14 protein-coding genes are annotated in these 22,060 nt (G+C 42.0%); 2 read left to right on the top strand and 12 right to left on the bottom strand.

What is annotated here, in order from left to right:
* The first annotated feature begins 19 nt into the window (after positions 1–19).
* Positions 20–427 (top strand): transcriptional repressor, encoded by a 408-nt coding sequence (locus tag LBQ60_11255; protein ID MDR2038488.1) that lies wholly within the window; start codon positions 20–22, stop codon positions 425–427.
* A gap of 170 nt (positions 428–597) precedes the next feature.
* Complete coding sequence (locus LBQ60_11250; GenBank protein ID MDR2038487.1) at positions 598–1,278, top strand: carboxypeptidase-like regulatory domain-containing protein; 681 nt, start codon at positions 598–600, stop codon at positions 1,276–1,278.
* A gap of 44 nt (positions 1,279–1,322) precedes the next feature.
* Here LBQ60_11250 and LBQ60_11245 read toward each other — a convergent pair whose 3' ends face one another.
* The 12 genes from LBQ60_11245 to LBQ60_11190 all read right to left on the bottom strand — a co-directional run.
* A complete protein-coding gene (locus LBQ60_11245; GenBank protein MDR2038486.1) occupies positions 1,323–4,247 on the bottom strand; it encodes an SMP-30/gluconolactonase/LRE family protein in 2,925 nt (974 codons plus the stop codon).
* Positions 4,248–4,640: 393 nt separating this feature from the next.
* Positions 4,641–5,162 carry a hypothetical protein gene (locus tag LBQ60_11240; GenBank protein ID MDR2038485.1) on the bottom strand — a complete coding sequence of 174 codons (522 nt, stop codon included), beginning with the start codon at positions 5,160–5,162 and terminating at the stop codon, positions 4,641–4,643.
* 25 nt (positions 5,163–5,187) lie between these two features.
* Positions 5,188–8,292 (bottom strand): hypothetical protein, encoded by a 3,105-nt coding sequence (locus tag LBQ60_11235; GenBank protein ID MDR2038484.1) that lies wholly within the window; start codon positions 8,290–8,292, stop codon positions 5,188–5,190.
* Positions 8,293–8,303: 11 nt separating this feature from the next.
* A complete protein-coding gene (locus tag LBQ60_11230; GenBank protein MDR2038483.1) occupies positions 8,304–9,380 on the bottom strand; it encodes a metallophosphoesterase in 1,077 nt (358 codons plus the stop codon).
* Positions 9,381–9,701: 321 nt separating this feature from the next.
* The gene (locus tag LBQ60_11225) at positions 9,702–10,943 is read right to left on the bottom strand and encodes a hypothetical protein (GenBank protein MDR2038482.1); all 1,242 of its coding nucleotides are present in this window, start codon (positions 10,941–10,943) and stop codon (positions 9,702–9,704) included.
* Positions 10,944–11,082: 139 nt separating this feature from the next.
* Positions 11,083–11,946, bottom strand: a complete 864-nt coding sequence (locus tag LBQ60_11220) for a glycoside hydrolase family 43 protein (GenBank protein MDR2038481.1) — start codon at positions 11,944–11,946, stop codon at positions 11,083–11,085.
* A 214-nt stretch (positions 11,947–12,160) separates the two neighbouring features.
* Positions 12,161–13,732, bottom strand: coding sequence for a sulfatase-like hydrolase/transferase (locus tag LBQ60_11215; GenBank protein MDR2038480.1), 1,572 nt, complete (start codon positions 13,730–13,732; stop codon positions 12,161–12,163).
* 282 nt (positions 13,733–14,014) lie between these two features.
* A complete protein-coding gene (locus tag LBQ60_11210) occupies positions 14,015–16,789 on the bottom strand; it encodes a hypothetical protein (protein ID MDR2038479.1) in 2,775 nt (924 codons plus the stop codon).
* A 220-nt stretch (positions 16,790–17,009) separates the two neighbouring features.
* Positions 17,010–18,149: a discoidin domain-containing protein gene (locus LBQ60_11205; protein MDR2038478.1), complete on the bottom strand. Its 1,140-nt coding sequence runs from the start codon at positions 18,147–18,149 to the stop codon at positions 17,010–17,012.
* 12 nt (positions 18,150–18,161) lie between these two features.
* The gene (locus tag LBQ60_11200) at positions 18,162–19,427 is read right to left on the bottom strand and encodes a DUF5126 domain-containing protein (GenBank protein ID MDR2038477.1); all 1,266 of its coding nucleotides are present in this window, start codon (positions 19,425–19,427) and stop codon (positions 18,162–18,164) included.
* Between the two features lie 44 nt (positions 19,428–19,471).
* A complete protein-coding gene (locus LBQ60_11195) occupies positions 19,472–21,370 on the bottom strand; it encodes a RagB/SusD family nutrient uptake outer membrane protein (GenBank protein ID MDR2038476.1) in 1,899 nt (632 codons plus the stop codon).
* 21 nt (positions 21,371–21,391) lie between these two features.
* A partial coding sequence (locus LBQ60_11190) for a SusC/RagA family TonB-linked outer membrane protein (protein ID MDR2038475.1) occupies positions 21,392–22,060 on the bottom strand: 669 nt, incomplete at its 5' end.

Below are 22,060 nucleotides of genomic sequence, written 5' to 3'. Positions count from 1 at the left end.
TAATCCTTTATGATAAAATATGAATGCCATAGAATTACTCAGGAGCAAGGGACTCAAGAAGACAGCCCAACGGATCATGCTGATCAATATACTGCAAAAGAAGGCTGTAACGCTGACAGAGGATGATATTAAACAGGAGATGGGGGATTTATACGACCGTATTACTTTTTACCGTACTGTTCAGACTTTATTGGAAGCAGACCTGATACACCGGATAAACGTCGATAACAAAACGGTGAAATATGCGTTAAATGAAACTTCTCCACATACTAAAGACCATAGTCACTTTTTTTGTAAAAAATGCCGTTCTGTTACTTGCCTTAAAGATGTTCCTGCCATTACCTATCATTTACCGGATGGATTCAAAGGGGAAGAATGTGAAATCATCATAAAAGGAATTTGTGGTAATTGTTTGTCTGTTACTTAATGATTACTCTTACATTTAGAAAAACTACCAGGCAACATTAAATGGGTTAATCTGTCATTATGTGAACTTTATTAATGGCGAAATTGTTTTTCATAGAGGAATAATTTTGAAAAGTAGTAAGTTAAAAGTTCATAAATCAGGAAAGTCAACAATCAAAAAGATGAGTAAGTATGAAAATCATTTTACCTGCGATCATATTATTATCATTTATAAATCAGTGTCTTTTGGCATTTGATCAGGACTATTTTATCGCAGGAAAAGTATATATCAACGAATATGAAATGATATCATCTGTAGATGGGAGCTATATACCGGCTATATCGCCTGTAGATGCATATATACGGATCAAAGGGGAAAACGGAAAAGGACACATGGCTGATTCCGGAGGCTTTTTTAGAATCGATCATTTAAAACCGGGAAAATACCAGCTGAACTTTTCCTGTGTTGGTTGTTTTTCATTTGATACGACCATTTTTATAAAGAATGCTCCTGTCGAATCATTAAAGATCATTCTTCCCTTATGGTATGATCAGGAAAAATATTCAGTCAGAACCGCTAAAAAAGAGATAAAAACCGGTCATGCTACGTTATTTGCCTGTACCAATGCCGGCAATAAAGAAAAATTTTTTGCTGATCAATTCTGGAAAAAATATCAGATAGGTTACCTGTTATTTGAAAAGGAACTGATACAAAAGAAGGAACAACATTTTTCAGCGCCTCTTCCGGTCCTGATCAAATATAATCAGGAAATATTCAAATATCTGGATAAGACTTTTGGAAATGAGTGGCATCATGAAGCGCCACCTGGCATTTTAGGATTAAAGGAATGGATATCAAGAAAAACATCATAATATTGGAATAAACTAACCCCACTCAAATAAGAAAACCAACAAACCTATAGGCCCTTATTTTTCAATTTTACCGAATACAAGGATGTACCTGCACAAATAAAAAGAATATCCCTGTCTTTCCCGCCAAACATTACCGTAGAGGGTCTTTCAGGTACTTCAATTTCATCGATCAGGTTTCCGTCACGGTTGTATACCATCACATGATCGGCGGGAATATACACATTTCCTTCCGTATCGAAGGTACAGTCAAATGCTCCGTTTTCGGAAAATAAATGCGGGTCGGACAATGTCCCGTCGGCACTGACCGAAAAACGGTATGTTCTTAACCCAGGCCCGGTACTTACATAAAACGGTTGGCCTGGAATCGCCGGCTTAAGCGAGTAGGTCTGTCCGATATCGTTGGTATTGGGTATAATGGTTACCCCGTCCCTTGAAATAAATCCGGTATTGACCTTTCTCATGAATGCGGCAGGCAGGTTGTTCTCATTCCTGTGGCGGGTTGTCTGGTAAAATATGTTTTTTCCCTTTGTGTGACCGTCAAACGGTACTTCCTTCAAAGTATACATGTACATGGTAGCTGTCGGATGAGCGGGATCAAAACCGACCACGCCGATCTCTCCCCGCGTATTTATCGAAGGTTGCCGGATAAAACGCGTTACTATCAGCAGATGGTCATTTTTATCGCAAGCCAGCGATACCGGACGAATGGGCATATCACTGATCAATGATAAACGATGGTCCGTTCCCCAACGATAAATATGCTGCCACTCCGAATCTACAAAATACACATTCCCTTTGGAATCCGATGTAATACCGTCAATATAGGAAAATCCCCCGGCCAGCCTTTTGATTTTTTCACCCGGAGACACCACTTTTTCGTTACCGGCTGTTGTCTGAACAGAAGTATTCCCGGAAATTTTTAATAGTGCGATCTCCCGGGCACGGACTTGTGTATCGGATGTCCAGTCATACAGGGTATTTTCAAAAACATATTTGGTCCAGCTGTAGTTGTGCAGTCCTTTGAAAGTCAGGTTTTTTGAATTCTCTACCCGGACAGCATACGGATAAGGAGTGGTAACCCGGCTTACCCGGTATAGAAAGGTATTCACAAACAGCAGGTTTTCGGAGTTGCGGATATCTACCGGCAGACAATACGGTCCTTCCCCGCTTTCTTCTTCCAGCTGTAATCCGAAAAATTTCCAGTTGGAAACATTATACAGCACCACCTCATAACGTACATGATGTTCGCTCGACATGTAATACAAACGGCCTTCTGTGGAGGTATTGGAAATATACATACCTGCCGACGCATAAGGACTGGGTGTCCAGATATCTTTGAATGTCCCCCCGCCACCCTCGGTGATCCACAGGCTCCAGTACTGGCTGTCCCATGTCCGGTAAGGAATTCCGTCGGCGGTGCGGTTGTCGTTGTATTCGGGAATATGCCTGCCGCTCAGCGTATAGGTACCATGTCCGCCTGTAAACCGGACATCATTCATCATCGATCGGGGACCGGCCATCCATTTGGCGGCTACTGCCCGCGGATTTACGCCGGAAGTATTCAGCCCGATGCCGGTAACGATGTTGGTACCTCCCTTAGGCGTTTCCAGCAAGGGCAGCGGCGATCCCACTCCCTGATACGCCTCGGTACTGTCGCGGATCATGATCTGTGTAATGGACGGATGCATTCCGATCAGGATGGTATGCTCTTTCAGCACAATAGGCCGGGTAACCCGGTAATGGCCACCGGGAAGGTATATGGTACGGTGGTTGGCAATAGCCTGTTCCAGAATATCCGTATCGTCGCTCTTCCCATCACCTTTGGCTCCCAGTGTTTTCAGGTTCACCCAGGTCTCCGTTCCGGGCAATAGGGGAACATCCGAAGGTACCGGTGAAGGAAGGCTTTTCAAAGCGATAATATCCTGTATGGTTTTCATTACAGGTCGGTCGGCAGGATTTTCGTATACTAATCCATGGGTAAATTCCTTTACCAAATATTGTTTGTGCGGGAGAGCTATCTTTTTCCTGCTTGTCCGCATCTGTATCAGTTCGGGAACTTTAAGGCATACGATATTCTCCAGATTGATCTGTGTCCTGGCGTTGTATTCATTGCTGATAACCACAGCCGGTCCGGTTACGTCTTCAAAACGGGAATCCGAAATCCATAATTCTTCGGGATATCCTTCGTTAATACTGACAACGCCGGGGAGTTTCCGGAAATGATTGCGGATAAGCATCAATCCTGCTTCCTGGGTCCTGATGGCCGCCTTTTTCTGTTTTTCAAAATAAGAATCGATCACGAGCGCCTGCCATCCGGGAGAAGTTTTGGTCGTGTTGATCCCATAATCACCCCCGAAGAAACGACAGTATTCGATCTCGTTCCCGGTATCCTCGACTCCTACATTTCCATCGTTCATTTCGAAATCCATATGGGAAAGGAAACAATGCTGGGCAACATGGAACCGTACAGCAACAGCTGCAGGATTCCCGCGTTCGATGCGTATATTGATGTTCCGCATGCCGCTGTAGAATGTACCGGCATTGGCATCTTGTACCGGGCGTCCCTGCCGGGACCGGTCGCTACAAAAATGGAACATATATTTTCCTCTTCCATCCTGGAACCCGGGTGTATTTCCGGACAAAAGAAACACCGGACGTTTTTTCCCATAACCGATCAGACGAATGCCTTTCCATACATGGATCGTTCGGCTGATCCGGTAAGTGCCTTCCGGAATAAACAAAACTCCATACCTGACCGTTTCCTGCACCTGATTAATGGCTTCCTGCAATGCTTCGGAAACATCCCGGGAACCGTCGTTGACCACATCGAACCGGTCGGCAGTGAAATATACGGCCAACGGATCTTCAGGTTGTACAGTATAAACAGATGAATATCCGTCTTGGGATAATACCGGATTGATCATTAATACATTTATGAAACACAACAGAATACAGATTTTGTTTTTCATTACACGATTTTTTATGAATGGTAAAAATATAAAAAGATAATATCTCTACTATAATTTATTTAATCAAACATACATATAATCTGAGTTCCGGATAAGTTGCCCATAATTGAAAATAATCAAAATGTGACGATTGTGTTGGGTGCATCAGCATTCTGAATGGTGCTTTATTCATCCTTTTTCCGGATCTCTTTTTAACTATATGATTTCGGATATGATACCTGATATTTACCGGTATAACAACTAAAAAACTCCTGCTTTCCTTGGTATGGGAAGCGGGAGTTTTCCTTTTAATACGATGAAGTATGAAAACTTTGTCGAACGCAAGAACAATAACTTTTTTCCTGATTTACGCTGATCAATCTTAAGAACTAAACTTTCATTTGTTCGAACTGGTTATTTTTTAGATTTTCTGGCTTTAATAGCTATTCCAATTGTTTTATTTTCGATCTGGTACTTATCAGCTAATTCTTTTTGATGGATAATTTTTATTTCTTTTAATGATCTTTTGTCAAGTGAAACCAGGGTACCTGCAGGATTTACCACTAAAACCTGTCCGTTCAAAATATATTGTAATTCATCTTTATTAACATGATTGATCAATTTCTTATACTCTTCTGAATGATTGCTAAATAATGTTTCAAACTGTTCTGTTGCATATGAAATGGTTTGTATACTAATAGCACCATCTTCTGCATTCGGACCGAATTTTTTTACTGAGCTTTTAAGTTTATATACGCTAAAGGTGGCGATATCGGATGCTTCATATGTAAGCAGAATTTTTCTTGTGGATGGTTGTCCATCTATTTCAATATATGGGTTTTTCCCAAGTTGTTGCATTACCTCTTTTGTAGTTAATGTCGTTTTGCAACAGGTAATCAAACAAATTAAAAGAATATACAAGCACTTGTTTTTCATGTTATCTTGATTTTCATTAAGAATATTAATTCTCTTTTTCCAGCCAGAAATCATCCATTAATCCGTAATCAAACTGATGGTAATCTTTACCGGACGGATAGCTTCTCACATTACGGAAATCCCAGGGAGAGGTCAATCCTTTTCTTGGGTTATTATGGAACGGACCGAGGAGATTCTTGTTACTTCCCACTATTTTCACTTCTATGGAATTGCTTCCATCCCGGATGAATTCTGAAACATTGATGGTATAAGGCTCAAATCCGATAATTCCTGCTGATTTTCCATTCACGGAGACTTCTGCTACGGTGCCTGCAAAATCTCCCAGGCGTACACGATAGTTGCCGGACGGATCATTGACGTTAAATACTTTTGTATAGGCTACACTGCGGGAATAGAAAGGCCATCCCTGTTCTTTCCAGCTTCCTGTTGAAAATTCCTTTACAGGAGGCCGGATACTCCATCCTTTGGCTGCCGGTTCCAATGAGAAATTTCCCAGAAGGTATACCGGTTCTATTTCCGCAAGGATTTTCATCGGGGATAATTCCAAAGTCAATAAGTTTTCTCCTTTTTTGACATATTTTCCTATGTTAAGTATGCGCATATCCCTGTCAAGCCACCATTCCTTTTCCGGATCGATGTTACTTCCGTTGATCTGTATCCGGTAAAGCCAGGGCCTTTCCACTACGGCTTGTATTCCTGATAATTCGAAATTTCCGGTTACCGTGAATTTATATACGGCTTTGAAGCCCCCTGTCTTGAAAGTATCCCGTGAAACAATGTTGTCTTTATATTGTACGGATGTGCTCCATGGGTTCCCGTGTGTAAATCCGTGATGTTTAAAGGCCCTGTCAGCGGCATTGTATATGTGTTGATCGGCAAATACCTCATTTCCCAGATGGAGGTCACAGAAATCAATGGTTAAAACATTTTTTTCTACAGGAGAGGCTGTGATTGTTCCTACAGAAGACATCATTTCATATTTTCCGGATGCATGGGGCATTTCAAATCCCTGTAGTTTTTTATTACTGATATATAATAAAGTACTTCCGGCAGGAGGAATATGGAAGTCGATTTTGATCTTTTCCCCGTTTTCTGTTTCAGCATAATCAATGATCTTTCCGGTTAGGGTTTCCAGTTCAACGGCATCCCTTCCGTTGATGGATACCTGTCCGGATGTATAATTATCCAGGTCGGAATTTACGAGAAAAAGAACATATCCGTCAGACATGGTTCTCCGGTGATGAAACAGATTTCCACCCCGGATATTCTCAAATGAGATATCCGGAGATGTGAAGTGTTTCCGGATAATTTCAGGGGTCAATTCATTGAGATAGGTGATCTTTTCATTGTTATTGAAGAAATTTTTGATCTCTTCGTTGGGTGTACCTTCTATCCGTTCAGGCTTGGAGAAAGCCAGCAAATTACCTCCGTTTTTTACAAATTGCCGGATGAAATTAAATGTCGGTGCATCCAGGTTTTCTGTGAAAGGAGGTAAAACTACCGTAGAATAAGCCCGCTGACCGATCACTAATTTTTTCTTTTTCACCGAACCCTGGTCTTTGATGATATTTTCGGAACCAAGATCATATTCAACCTGTGCTTTTTCAAGTTGGGTAACCATGGACTGGAAAGCGTTGGCGATATCCCATAACCTTTTGTTACTGCCACTGTAAGCATAATATAGCCATATAGATGTATTGGGTTCCAGGACCAAGATGTCGTTCATCTGTTCCCCGGCCGATAATGCCATGGATAGGCGGGCATAATGCATATTAAGTGGGGTATAATGATCCCACCAGGGTGAATGTTCCGAAAAGGTGGGGGGATAATCATATTTACGGGCGCCGGCAATGCTCAGGTGGGACAAGTGCTGGTTCATGAAATTGACTCCCAGTGCATATTCCCAATCACCCAACATTTTCAGGTCTTTGAATGTCTCTTCCCATCCTCCGCCGCCATATGTTTCGCTGAGTGTGCGTTTATAACCCATTTGGTTAGCTACGCTGCTTAGTTCCTTTACGGAACGGATATTTCCGAACTGCGCCTGCGCCGATGTTTCATTGAACTGATTGAACAACATGTCGATTCCCGGAAGTTGATGCCAGGCATACATGGCCATGTTGTCCGGTCCATGTCCCATATCCGGCCATCCATGTTCCCAGTAGTGGCCGGTGAATTTCAGGTTCCTGGCCTCGCAGTATTCGAAACATGGTTTGGCCCAACGATCAATAAACAGTTGGAGCAACGTCTGAAAATAATTATGCCTTACTTCCTGGTAATTACCGGTTTCTTCAAATAAGAGAGGCAATTTGCTTTTCAGGTCATAACCCCATTTTTTTTGAAATACATCAAAAAGATCCGGAGTCCAGCGGGTGCTTCCGTACGAATGTATATTGGGTTCATCAGTGAACCATCCGGGCATGGATTTACCGAATTCATCCCCTGCTATCTTTTCATATCCGTTCATGGTGATTTCAATGAACTTTTCGGTTACACCGGGATAAAGGAGGTCGACATACGAAAATCCTCCGTACCAGGGTGATTTTCCGGGATAAGTTTTGGAAAACAGGTAATAATCCCCGTTTTTTCCCTTTTCAGTTTCCAGATTGGTCGTGATATCTTTAAAAGTATCATTTTCTTTTTTCATGCAGATGAAAAAATCCGAGGCATTATCCGGAAGTGTTTCGAATTTCTTCATGGATAACCCATGTCCCTGATCATAACTTTCAGGCATTTCTGCAGGAACATGTCCTCCGGCAAAACCGCTTGGGTATGAATTTTCATCATATATCCATACATTCATATCAAGTTCTTTCCCTTTATCCAGGGTATAACGGAACATTTCATACCACTTGTCGGAAATATATTCGGAAATCAATCCGGGACGCGGATGTATGAAAACCCCTCCGAAGCCACGTTTTTTTAATCCCAGCATGGTACTGTCAATGATCTCTTTTGTTATTTCCGTATTCCAGACATACAAAGGGGCTGTTTTGTATTCTTTGGGCGGGTTCACGAAATTACCGGCAAGATCTTCAAATTTGATCATTTCCGTCCTAGGATGGTTGCAGGACCCAAAAAATGCGGCAACGGAGAATATAATCAGGAATTTACTTATATAATGTCTCATAAGATGTATGTTTAATCCAGTGTGAATGAAAACTCGTCATAATCCTCTGTTCTCCACGCTAAATGCTGTGTAGATGGTGATATGGCAAATAAGGGAGAGAAGGTACGGACTTTCACGGTTTTTCCATCAGGCATGAATTCAAGGATCCTCAGCCAGCCATCACCACCGTTTCCATGCCATCCGCCTCCCAGCGCCTGTGCATTGAAGACCATTTGTTGTACTTCTTTTCCGGCGGCATTCAGGTCGGTACGGAACCCTAAGTGAGCCTGTGGATTATTCGGAGCACCGATATGTCCGGCAAACACCATTTTTATATTGCCGGAAGGTTGGACTAATTTTTCCCAGATGGCTTTCCCATAGTTGGCATCTGTTAAAGCATAACCTTCTTTTACAATATGTTCACTTTTGGAATTCAGGTAAGAGTGTGTCAGAAGTATGACTTCATGGTTTTTATATTTTTCCTGGTTAACAATTTTCTTTGCCCATTCTATAGTGGCTTCACGGGGGGCGAATTCAAGGACCAGGATCAGCATCTTTTTCCCGTGAGGAGAAGTATATTCGTAGGTTGCATTGGTTAATGTAGGAACACCCCACTCATCCAGAGATACATCGCGCAACATTTTCATGTTCAGTGGATTTTTATCCACAGGGAAGTATTCATTGAAATGGGTCCGCCGGTTTTCTGAGCTGACAATCCCGAAATCATGATTGCCCGTCGTTACCATATAGGGAACCTTTCCATCCAACCGGTTAAAAGCCTTTGAAACGGATTCCCATTGTAACTTACTCGGTTGGTCGCCATTTTTTCCGTCAGGATTCAGCAGTTCATTTTGTTCCACCATGTCGCCGGTACAAAGTACCAGGCTAATATTCAGTTTTCCGACATTGTCCTCTATCCATGCTGTCATGAGTTCCAGTAAAGGTTGGTTCCGTGCAAACTTTACATAAGATTGGGGATCAGGTATTAAGATCATTGACCAAGAGTCGGGATCGGATAATTGCGGCGCCTGATAAGCTTTTTGAGCGAAAATAAGGTAAGGTAGCCCAAGAGTTAGGATAAAGCAAAAGCGAAGGAGGATTATTTTCATTTATTTATAATTTATTACGCTTGCGCTCCATGAGAACGAACGCTTGCGCTAAGTTTATTTTTTAAGGTCAGATGAACCCTGAAACCCAAAGGGTTCACCATAGGTAACGGCTCAGCGAAACTACATACGCCATAGATAATCATTATGATTGGTGAACAGTAATGTTCATGGCAATTTCCTGGTTTATTCAAAAGTTAATGATTTATTAATGATGGGTATAAATATACAAAAATGATGGATGAAATTTAATTTTTAACAGAGATTAAAGTTTTTGCCTTTTCTCACCCTGATACAGGGTTTTTATATCACATCAGTTAAAGATCATTGAATATGGTACAATGCGGCATCACCGGGAGGCAATGCGTCATCAAATGATTTTCCTGTTAATTTCAATTGATCGGGTTTCCCTGTAACCGGAGATACTTTTTTTACTTTTTTATAACGATCATTTAATGTGATGTGTAATTTTTTATCCTTGTTAAGGGATTTATTTACAACCATTACATATTCTTTGCCGTTTTTTTTATCAGTAAAGTAAGATACAATGAAATCTCCTTCAAACGACTGGGGTACAAATACAAAATTATCCGGCAATGGCAGGCAACCTTCCGGTGTATTTCCTGTATGATATACTTCCTTTGCATCTAGTTGGACCAGTGTTTTGCCCAGTTGTTTCATCTCACCATTGATCTTTTTGAAGGGTTCATACAGATCGGTACGGTTCCCCAAAGAATCAATGACGGCATTGGTGAATACTTCACCTCTGTTGGTGGGTGTCCAATAAGTGAACCAGACAATATTCTTTATCCCGTATGCCAGGCTGGAAAATGCACTGTAGCGTAGATCGGTGGCGTCTGGCCTTCTGTAAGCCCCCGGTATACCTACGGATTGTGTATAACAAGATGTTTTGATGTTATTGTTCAAACCTGCTTTACGTATGATATCCAGATTTATATAATGGGATTCCCGGAAAGTTCCGTCGTGCATGAAAGGGTAACTATCGAAGGATAAGTATTTCATATTTTCTTTTCCACATAATTCTATCCATTTTCCGACATAAGCATTTTCATAATCTTCAGCAACCGGTCCGGCCCAATGTGGGAACAGGTTGACATAAGGGGTTACATTTTTATCATATGACAAAATGGTTTTGTATCTCCGGGCTATATCGTCCAATCCATTGATACCTGGTTCATCCACAATGTAATATCCTGAAACGGCTTTGTATTTACCGTACGTGTCCATCATGGCTATAATGTCATCTTCACTTCCTCTCACACGGGGATCAGCTACATACATTGTTAATCCGTTTTGTTCCGCCAATTCCAGCATCCGGATATTTCTTTCTTCTGTATCCAGTAAGCCGCCTAACACATTCTGGATATAGTCAACGTTTGCTTCTTTAATGGTTTGGTATTGTTCAGGGTTGGTGTGTTCCCATACCGGAGGCCAGAAAATACCGACAAGGAATTTATCACTGTTTGTTGACGGATCTTCTATTTGGCTGCATCCGTACATAGCGAATAGTGCCAATAAAGTGATGATCATGCTTTTTGTTTTCATTTAAGAGGATTTTAATGCTTTATGCGAATCAGTATTGGAAACTGTTCGCTATGATTAATATTTATTCGATTCTTTGAAAAGTTGCAAAATTCAAACATTTATAATTATCAAAGCTATAAAAGGATAATCAGGATAAGGATTATTCCATTGAAATTAAGTCATATACAGCATGTTGCATATTTTTCCAAACAGGTATGATGAATTCCGGACCTATTTTCATTGTTTCTTTTCCGTCTTTCTGTTCAAAATGGACGGTACTGATGTACATATGCCGGGGATGAATTTTTTCATTGTTATTGTGGGCATGGAAAACGATACGAAGTTTACCGTCTTTATCCGTAAACATAGCGCTATGGCCTACACCTACCAGATTGCCGGGTTTCTGGTATATGGGGTTTTGCTCATATTTGGTCCATGGTCCCGTTATGCTTGTTGCCGTGGCAAAGCCGATTCCGTAGAACTGGCTTTCATAGCTGTTGGCAGAATAAGTCATGTAATATATTCCATTCTTCTTGATGACATAACAGCCTTCATTTACCCTTGGCCATACCTTTTCCCACTCCTGGGATACATGAATGCATTGATGCATGGTTCCGGATTTTATTTCGGTAAGATTGTCTTTCAGTTCCGCTACCCAGATATTCAGGCCATCGTTGAACCTGTCGAAAAAAAGATAGGGTTTTCCGTCATCATCGATGAACAGGGTGTTGTCGATACATTTTTCTCCATCGATCATTGGTTTTTTCGTTTCCTGCCGGAACGGGCCCAAAGGATGATCACCCACTGCAACGCAGATATGTTCATTGGCGGAATAATACATGTAAAATTTACCGTTTACATGATATACTTCGGGTGCCCAAAACCATTTGTCACCCCAAACATCATTTTTATGCAGCGCCAGTTTTTCGACAGGTTCCCATGTGAACAGGTCTTCTGATGTACACACGGCAATGCCGTTTCCGGAATAAGTACCGTAAGCGTAATAAACATCATTGTGTAACATGATGAACGGATCCGCAAAAGGGATCCTGTTATCTGTCTGGGATTTGGATGGAGCCGATGTTTGGCTTCCGGTGCTGTTATATACCGGTAAAAATAATCCGGCACAGAAAATAAAGATTGTTTTCAGGATGTTGTTTTGATACATTTTCAGGATGATTTGTGTTTGGTTGATTGCATTTCGTATTCTTCGTTTTGAGAAAGATTTTCCGGTTTTTTCAGGATTCATTCACTTTGAAGAGATAATTATGTTCGTTACGCTTGAAACGATACCGTTTACCTGGTATGGGTAGATGGTCGCGAGTGGATAGTTCCCAACGCAATAGCATTTCAAGCATTTTATCTTTGGTTTTTGTATGTTTTTTATCATGGTAAAGGTTGTTCAATTCGGCAGGATCTTTCAAAAGATTGTATAATTGCCCGTTTCCGTCCATATCATATACTAATTTCCATTCGTTGCTACGGAGCATATGCATGGTTCCACTTTGCGACCATGTATTGAGTTCATCAAAAAACAATCCCGGCTTTTTCCCTACTGCTCCTTCAACAGCATAATCGGTACCGTCGGCTTTGGTGTAATACATTCCTCCATAGCCATCTTCTACCATCATACTTTCAAATTCCTCTTCGGGATAAGGGTATCCCTGTAGCATCGGCCATAAACTGCGTCCCTGGACTCCGACCGGGACAGGTGCCCCGATTATTTCACATACCGTGGGAAATATGTCTACGATGTTCACATGTGCTTTATGAGGAAGCTCAGAGGCCTTAATGCCCGGTCCGCTCCACTGCATGGGAATCCGTGTGAGCACTTCATCAAGACCGGCCCCTTTTTTCATCAGCCCGTATTCGCCGACGTAATCGCCATGATCGGCAATGAATACGATGATCGTATTGTCATACACACCCAGCTTTTTCAGTTCCACAGTCAGACGTGCCAGCTGATCGTCGATCATCCGTAACATCCCGTGATAAATGGAACGTAGTCTTTGCAGATTTTCGATGTATCCTTCATGCCCCTGTTCCATCATTTCCGACAGTATCTCGTATTTACTGCCTTTGATGGTAAGGTCCGACATACTACTCCGCATCTTTGGCAGTGATTCCGGTGGAAACATTGAATAGTACGGTTCACAAGTTTGATAAGGATTATGGGGCTCCGGTATGGAGAACCAAATTAAAAAAGGTGTTCCTGAAAGAGACCCGACCCACCCGGATGCGTCATCGACCATCCTGTAGGGTAATTGTGTTTCAGTGCCAAAAGGAGCTGGTTCCAGACTCGCATAAAAGTCTGTGGAAGCTAAAAACCGGTCAAATTCAGCGGCTTTGCTGCTCTTGTTTTTTGACTGTTGCCCGAGGTGATCAAAAATGCTCCAGTGATCTGCCTTCTTGTCTGACAAATGGGAGTGGTTTTTACCGACCAGTGCTGTCTTATATCCCTGTTCGCGGGCTACATCGAACAAGTCTTTCTCAAAAAAGGCATCGCGGATGTTATGATTGGAACGGACCCGTGTGGCAGAAGGATATCTTCCCGTGAGTAATGAAACCCGTGCAGGGCCGCTGGCGGGTGCAGCCGTGTAAGCCCTGTTGAACCATGTGCCTGTTCGCGCCAGACTGTCGGCAAAAGGCATGGTATTAAGCGGATATCCTTCGCGTTTTACCAGATCGGCCCGCAATTGATCAGCCATGATAATAATAATGTTCGGCCGTTGGACGTCCTGTGCCCCGTAAGCATGGAATCCTGTAAACGAAACAGCTGCTATACTCAGGAATAGTTTATCCGTTTTCATATTTTAAGTGATACCAATAAAAATTAATGTTACCGTAATCAATTTGACCAATGCGATTTAAGAAAACAATAAATTGCACTGAGTATTTAATCCGAAAAATAGCAAATATAATAAGACAACGGGTACATGATCCTAAAAAGAAATCTAAACTATATGAGGATTCTCATCATTCAATTTTTCCAAATGGGTGAATATGACCACAAACATATTATCTGATAAAGGCTGAATTAGAATATTTTCCTGAGAATTATATGATTATATTATTTAACTGATTTTGCTTGCTCACTCATTTCCTATTTTCAATGTTACAGGTCCCAGCAAACCGGAAGGAAGGATCACTTCACTGTTCCATGGTTGATTGGTACGGCAGAAACGATCTTCGGGTTTTAATAACAGGTCGCCTGATAAACGGTTGGCCCACATATTGACCACTTCGATTTTCAGATCGTTTTCTCCCGGTTGAACCAGGGGCGTTATATCGACGTTGAAAGGCTTTTTCCATAAGATCCCCGCCGATTTCCCGTTAACGAATACTTCTGCCAGTTCCCGGACATCACCGAGATTGAGACAGCATTGTTTTCCGGTAGCATTATCCGGAAGGGTAAATGTTTTCCGGTATGTTGCCGTTCCCGAGAAATATTTGATACCCGGATCTTCAGATTCAGTCCATGATTGCATCTGATCGAAAATGACTTCCGGAGGCGCACCCCATCCGTCGGGAAAACTGACAGTCCATGGCGGTGATAATGGTTGTTCCGAAAAACGATCCGGTTTTTTTATTGCAGGTAGTTTCCGGTCGGATTTATTGAAAACGATAAATACGGATCCGTGAGGAGGTAATTCTACCGGGAATGAAGTATATGCCTGTTCTGATTTGTATCCAGTGATACCATTCATGTTTCCTGTGGCTGGATCCCATACTTCCGGGGCTTTTCCAGCAACGCGAAAATGCGCTTCACCCTTTGCCGGTGTTTCCGCTTCATTCCTGATAAAATATATTTCGCTGGTACCGATCGTACGATGGATATAATCAAGCGCCGGTGTCCCTTCAAAATAGAAGTCCCGGGATATTTTAACCTTTTTCAGTACTTCATCCGGTGATATGCCGTAAAACACTTTTCCTTTCCCGTAAGTATTTTCTATCACTTTACCATCGACGGCTCCCCATAGTTTTTCCGAAATATCCCTGAATTCTTTTTTATCGTTTTCAACCTGATTCAAGCCGGGCATGGATAACGGTCTCGGACCAATCACCACGGCTCCTTCCGACACAAGGGATGCTATCTTTTTCAGGACAGAGAGAGGCATTTGTTCCTGTTCGGGAAGGATCATGACAGCATAGCTCATTCCATCGGGAAGGGCGATCCTGCCGTTTTTTATACTCATTCTGTTGATGATCACATCGGAGTTAACCACATCATAATCATACCCTGTGCTTAGCCCTTTTAATCCGGGTTTTTCGGGAACATCATGGTATAACGGGAAAAAATTGGGGGCCTGGTCACCGTAGTAGTAACATACGTCAGCAACAAACAATCCCTGGCGGAGCATATAATTGCAGCGGGAGAGGTAATCCATAAACGGTTTGGACTTTTCCCACCAGGTGGTTCCTGTATTCATATCCAGACCGGCATGGTATGTACGGCCCGGCAATCCATCTTCCGGACCGGTGCTTGCAAAGGTGTGGAATGTGATACTGTTCAGTCCCTCGGCGTAAGCGCGGTCTACATGTTTTTTCAATTCGAAAGGAGCATCCAGCCATCTTCTCCACGTAGTGAACGATTCGGCATCCACAATGTTCTTTCCGTAGATATGTGAGGCGCTGGCTATTTCCTTGATCAGGAACATATTCCGGTGCTTGATCCAGAATTCGCCACGGGGAATGGAAACATTACCCAGGGCTTTCAGGGCATCTACAGGACATGAATTCCAAACAGGAGGTCCAGGGCCTCCGGCTTCAGCTACCAGATCGATCCCGTACTGTTCCAGGAATTCGCTACCTGTGGTATAATGGCTGAAAATGAGCTGGTCGCTGATGGTCTTACGAAAATCGTATAGAAACATTTGATCCTGATCGTTAGTCATTTTCCGGCCTGTAAAAACCGGAAGGAAGTTTTCAATGGAATACCCCTGCATGGCTTTAAAGATATCGGGCATCTTATCTGTCCAGGGTGTCCCTTCATCCAGTTCCATACTGTCGAATTCCAGATATGAAAACCCGCTTTCCGAAGCATTTTCAATAGTGATTCCCAAACGGTCCAGAAAATATTTCAGGTGTCGTTTGGTCGCTTCCGGATCGAAGAAATCAATGAATAGCCCATTGGAATTCGGGCTCGGAACGATCAGATGCTGCCCGTTGTTCGAACAGACAAAACGGATGATGTCCCATTTGCCTTCCGGTACTTCCCAGTTTAATTTTTCACCCGAAAAGAACGGTGTCAGATTGATGACTTGTGCAGGATCAATCACCTTATCTTCTTTATGGGGAACGGCCAACACGGCAACTTCTTTCCAGAAAACGGGTGTTCCGTCTTCTTTTAGCGGACAATGCTGCGAAAGCTTCGGGAAAGGCAGTTCTAAGGAGATTTTTCCCGGACCATCTGCCTGTACTTCGGAAAAATATAATGCTTTGGATGCCCAGTCAGGTGTTACCCAGGAACCGCCGGCATTCCACCCGCTCGATGCCACCATTCCGATCCTCATCTGTAATCTTTTTCCTTCCGAAATGGTATGTTTGATCAAAGCCACCGATTGATCGCCCATGAAAGATTCACCGGCAGGGATCAATCCCGGTTGACGGATGGCTGCAACGTCCCATATCTCTGCACCATTCATTCCTTTGGATTTCATGGCTTCCAGATCGCGTGTTATGCCCTCTTTGGTCATGTTACCGTTCAGCCAGCACCAGTATGATCCGGGACGAACGGAAAGCGGTGGATTCTCAAATTCTGCTGCTAGTTTATCAACGGCATTGCGGTCTGACTGGCAAGACAATAATGAAAATGAAATCAGTAATAATAACGAAATACTTAACGGCAAATATTGGTTTGTTTTCATGAATTAACGCTTAATGGATTTATTGGCTGTTTTAGGTAAATGAATTTTAAAAATTAATGATATGTTGTGAATGATTCATTACTTATTTGATAGGCTCCATCTTGTTTCGTATTCCGAAGTCAATGTACATATTTTGGATGTATTTCCCTTACGATTATTTCTATAAAAACAGAAGCACTTGAATTTTCATTTTTCAAGTGCTTCTGTATGTGATGCTACTTTATTTACAATAAAAACTAAGTTCCCCTAAGGCCATGATATTGGTGGTACCATTGTATGAACTGGGTTGTTCTCCTGTTAATCTGATGTACCTTGCATAGGTTAATGGAATAAGTATGTCTTGTTCTAACACATTTCTAAAGTCATAAGTGGCTATTTCCGTCCATGTTTCATTATCCTGACTGGTTTCGATTTTAAATTGTTTAGGATGTCTTGGGTCAGGTGAATTTGCCGGCCGGTCTACGAGGGAAGACCAAACAGTGATTCGCGTAAGGGGCGCCACTCCGCCGAAATCAATGGTGATGAAATGAGGAAAATTTCCGCCGGAAGCATTGGTATGCCATCTGGTTCCGGTATTATTTCCATCTAAAATGTTCGAAGCCTGATTAGCCGTTCCGGAATGTTGTGATGAAAAAGCGAGAATTTTCATTCTATCTTTAGGTAAAGCTATTTCATCGATCGTATATTCCAGATAATCTGTATAAAATGCATCAATAGAGACTGAATCGGGCATGTACATTGTCCGGTAGAAAAAAGGTTCATACAGGTCTATATCAGAAATCAGTGTGGTATCTTTTGTTGCCTCCTTTATTAATACTATATCTGTACCATTCAAATTTTTATACTTGACTTCTGTTGACCATGCACCGTTGGTTATATCAGCATCGTTCCAGGAAATGAGATATTTTCCGCTTCCTAGATCAAGTGAGAAGTCTTTGACGAGGCGTTGAGAAATAGAACTTTGATATAATTCACCGTAAACAAATCCATTCAATTCTACCGGAATGGAAATATTACCTTTAGTATCGAAAGTATGAATAATAAAACTATAAGATCCTTCGGGAAGTGGGTCAATATGACAACGAACCGTATCGGTTCCCGAAGGAATATCAAGTACGATGGAATCTGAATAATTGTTCCAGTAAACATGTGCCTTTACTACGGAAGGATCGGCTCCTGCTGGCCATGTGATCAACACTCTTTCCCTTCCGGGGTGAAGAACGGCATGATTAGCCTTTCCGGGATATGTAATGCCGTCGGGTACCACATATTGCTGATAATTGTCATCCATTTCTTTGCAAGCAGCCATAGAAAAAGAAATAACCAGGATCAAATGGATGATTTTAAATAATGTGCTCATTTTAGTCATAATTTATAAATCTTTATTTTGAACTTGTCCGTGAAGTGATATTTCAGCTATAATGATCTGGGAAGCTTTTCCTCCTTCAAATGTTTCTATAGCCTGGAACCGGATATATTTAACCGGAACCCATGGATCAGGTGTCTCGGGAGTTTCAATCAGTTCGAAATTCTCTCCACGTTGATTAGCATATATTTTGTCGTCTTCGGTTGGAGTGGCAGAACCTGAGGGAATCACAGATTCAAAGTCACCCAATAATATCCAGTCTCCACCAGGAGCTAAACTGTCACCTGGTTTATCGGCATTCGAGCCGTAAAGCTTAAATTTTTTAACGCCGGCACCAGTATATTCATAATCTTTCCGCTGATGTACCACGATCCGGCTGATGATAGCTTCACATCCGATACTGATGGTAAATGTCCTAGGCATAGGTATACCATGTAATCCTGCAAATATATTTGAATTTACATCGGATGTAATACCGTCCCAAAGTTTTTCCAGAGCATATCCGGGACCTTCTACATGTTCATCTTCATCGGAAGGAAGGGTGTGTTTTTTGAATCCGCTGCTGTAGTTGGTCGCGTTTTTAGGAATTTCTTCTTCAAATTTAGGTGTCAGATATTCCACTAGTGTATCGGACTTGTTGCCCCAGCGATCTCTTAAATACACACCGAATTTGGTTTCTTTCGGCGACATTCCGTTGTGGGAAAAACTGACTTTAGGTAGGCCGAAATAAAAGGTACGCAATGATGACCAAAGTCCGATATCTAGTGTATCAGCCATTACAACAACAGCAAGACTAGCTTTGTCCGGATTTTCAAATGAACCTCTTATACCTCCGAACATTTCTTTTATCGATAAGGTGGAGAAGGCTGTAAGTACCGGAGGCGTGAGCGGATTAACTTCCAATTCGTACGGATCGGATTCTTTTTGATTTTCTCCTACCGTGTGTATGATCACCTTGTATGTTCCGGCCGTTGAAAATCCTTCCAAGGATAATGAATCGATATACTTGGAAGCTTTGGCTTCTTTTATATTTCCGGGAGCAATTTCATATGATGCCTTTACATAAGATAAATTTTCATCCAGAGGTACTCTGTATTTCACTATGGTACCGCCGGGAATTGCTTTTACCTCTTTGATATGATCGGCAGTCAAAGGTACCGGAGCCGGCGCGTCCGGATTTTCCTGATCCAGTCTACCTTCTTCTTTACATCCGCAATACCCCAACGCAATCAGTATGAGGCATGAACTGAAAAATATTTTCATCTTGTTCATTTTCTTATATTTAAAAATTCTTTTCATTCTTAATAAAGATATGCTTACCATCCGATATTTTGTACCAGATTCCGGTTAGTGGTAATGTTACTCTCACGTATCGGCCAGAAATAATCTTTGATACCAAAGTTTTGCTTTTGTAAAACGATCGGTTTATAAAAAAACTCAGGTTGGCTTTGCTTTAAATCCCATCCTCTGATAGGTGTATTATAGGCTTCCATGGCAGTTTTCCAACGACGTATATCCCAGAAACGATGCCCTTCAAATGACAGTTCGATCAGTCGTTCCTGCTGGATGATCTGCCGGAGACCCAGTTGGCTTTTATATTTTGTCGGGTTGCTGGAAAAATTATCCCATGCATCTTCCACCGATGGTAATCCGGCCCGGTCCCGCACCATGTTTACATATGTTAAAGCATCATTCCTGTTGGTCTCATTGTCTGCTGCTTCATTCAATGCTTCGGCATAGAGCAGATATAGATCGCTCAAACGCATGATCGGAAAAGGGTAATCCCTTGTGTTAAAGGCTGATGTAGCATAAGTGCTTTCGTAATGAACATATTTTTTCGGATAATACCCGGTTACCGGGCCAAAATCCCGGTCAACGATCCCGTTTAATTGCCCGTTTTTACATTGTGCCACATAAAGGTCATTGGGTTTTTTATCGTCTAATTTTCCCTGACCATACCAGATTCCTTCGTCAAAACCTATCCATGCGTAAAACCTTGGTTCCCGGTCAAAGTGTAGCTTAACAGTAGTGGCTCCCTGCTTAATGTATAATTTATCATCCCCATCAGCCACTTGTAATGCATATCTGTCTCCACCCCAGGTTTTGTCTTCGTTGATGGGAACCCCATTATGTGTGTAAAATTGTTCTACGATCTTGATGGGAATACCCAGTACCGATTTAAGCTGTGCATAATCCCTGTATTGTATTTCTAATTTAGGTACTGTTACATTCTGCAGTGATCCTTGAATACTTTGGGAATTTCCCCAGATCAGTTCATCATTCCATCTGTCGCAAATAGCATTCCTTAGGGTTAGTTGCAAAAGCATAGTATCAGTCAGGTTATATTGGGATGTGCCTGGGTATTTATAAAAAACAGCTCCTGCTTCGTGGCATAGATCAATGGCTTTTTTACAGGCAATAACTGCTGAATCCCATTTCTCAGGCATGTAGGTCTGGTTGAATAATTGGGCTTTGTCTCTATTTAGCAAAGTAGCCTGATCGGTATTCCCATTGAATAGGGGGCTAGCTGCTGTTACTAAAATTTTTGCCTTCAAAGAAGCTGCAATAGGCCTGCATATGCGACCAAGTTGCTCTGTTTTATTGGTAATGGAAGAAGGTAGGTCGGGTATGGCTTCATTCAATAGTTGAACCATATAAAAAACGCAGGAGTCAATGGGTTCGCGGACAACTTTTACTTCATCAGCGCCGGCATCGACCGGTAGATTTTCCCTGATAATAGGTATCGGTCCGTACATACGCATTAGACAAAAATGATAGTAGGCTTTCAATGTTTTTACTTCGGCAATCCAGCGAATCCTTTCCTCTTCTTCTATATCGGGAACTTTGCTTACATTTTCTAAAAATATATTACAATCTCTCAAAGCCTGGTACAAACCGTTCCATTTGTCGAAAAGCGGTACTGTGGCACTCTGCAGGCCCTGGGCCATTTTAAGCCCGTCCAGGGAAATGGTTGGATGAGGAGGATTAGTCAAGGTCCACATTTCATCACCTCCGGTAATCGTAGGATCTGAGCTCGGGTTACCGTCTTTCGGCATATAAGAATAACAGGTAAACAGGTATCTTTCGGCTTCGGATCTCAAAGTGAAAGCATTTTCTAGACGGCTTGTTCCTTCCGGTACAACATCCAGATAGTCGGAGCATGAGAATGACAAACATCCGGCTATCAATAAATATATGATTTTTATTTTTTTCATATTTATGTTTCTTTAGAATTCTTAATTAAATGACAGGTTAAGGCCAATATTAAATACCCGTTGAATGGGATAACCTAATCCGTTACCAGCCATTTCAATATCCCATAATTTGAATTTGCTGAATGTAAGTAGGTTTGTGCCACTTATATAAATACGGAGGTTGGACATCCGCATTTTTTCCCGCCAGCGCCCGGGAAAAGTATACCCTATTTCAGCTTGTTTTAAACGAAGGAATGATCCATCCCGCATGAACCAGGTACTGGTTTGCAGGTTATTGGTATTTTTGTCGGGACTTAATCTGGGCCAGGTGGCATACAGGTTCCTGTTTTCTTCCGACCAGTGATCATCTGCGTATACTTTTAATAATTGAGTTTCCCCGACAAAGGGAGAAGTATTATTGGCATCTATCCAAAACGATTCATTAGCCAATCCCTGGAAGAATGCGGATACGTCGAAATTTTTGTAACCTAATGAGAACCCGAAACCATATACTATTTCCGGTACTGTCGGATACCCGATGGGAACCCTGTCGGCTTCATTAATGCGACCATCCCTGTTGACATCTGTATACTTGATATCTCCACCGCCGTATTTGTAGGTAGTCATCGTTTGATTGGGCGAATTGGCAGCTTCTTCATCATCGACAAAAAGACGCTCGGCGATATAACCCCTGTTTTGATGAATGGATTG

It is taken from the genome of Bacteroidales bacterium (assembly GCA_031275285.1).
Taxonomy (GTDB): domain Bacteria; phylum Bacteroidota; class Bacteroidia; order Bacteroidales; family UBA4181; genus JAIRLS01.
This window is presented reverse-complemented; position numbering and strand designations above follow the sequence as displayed.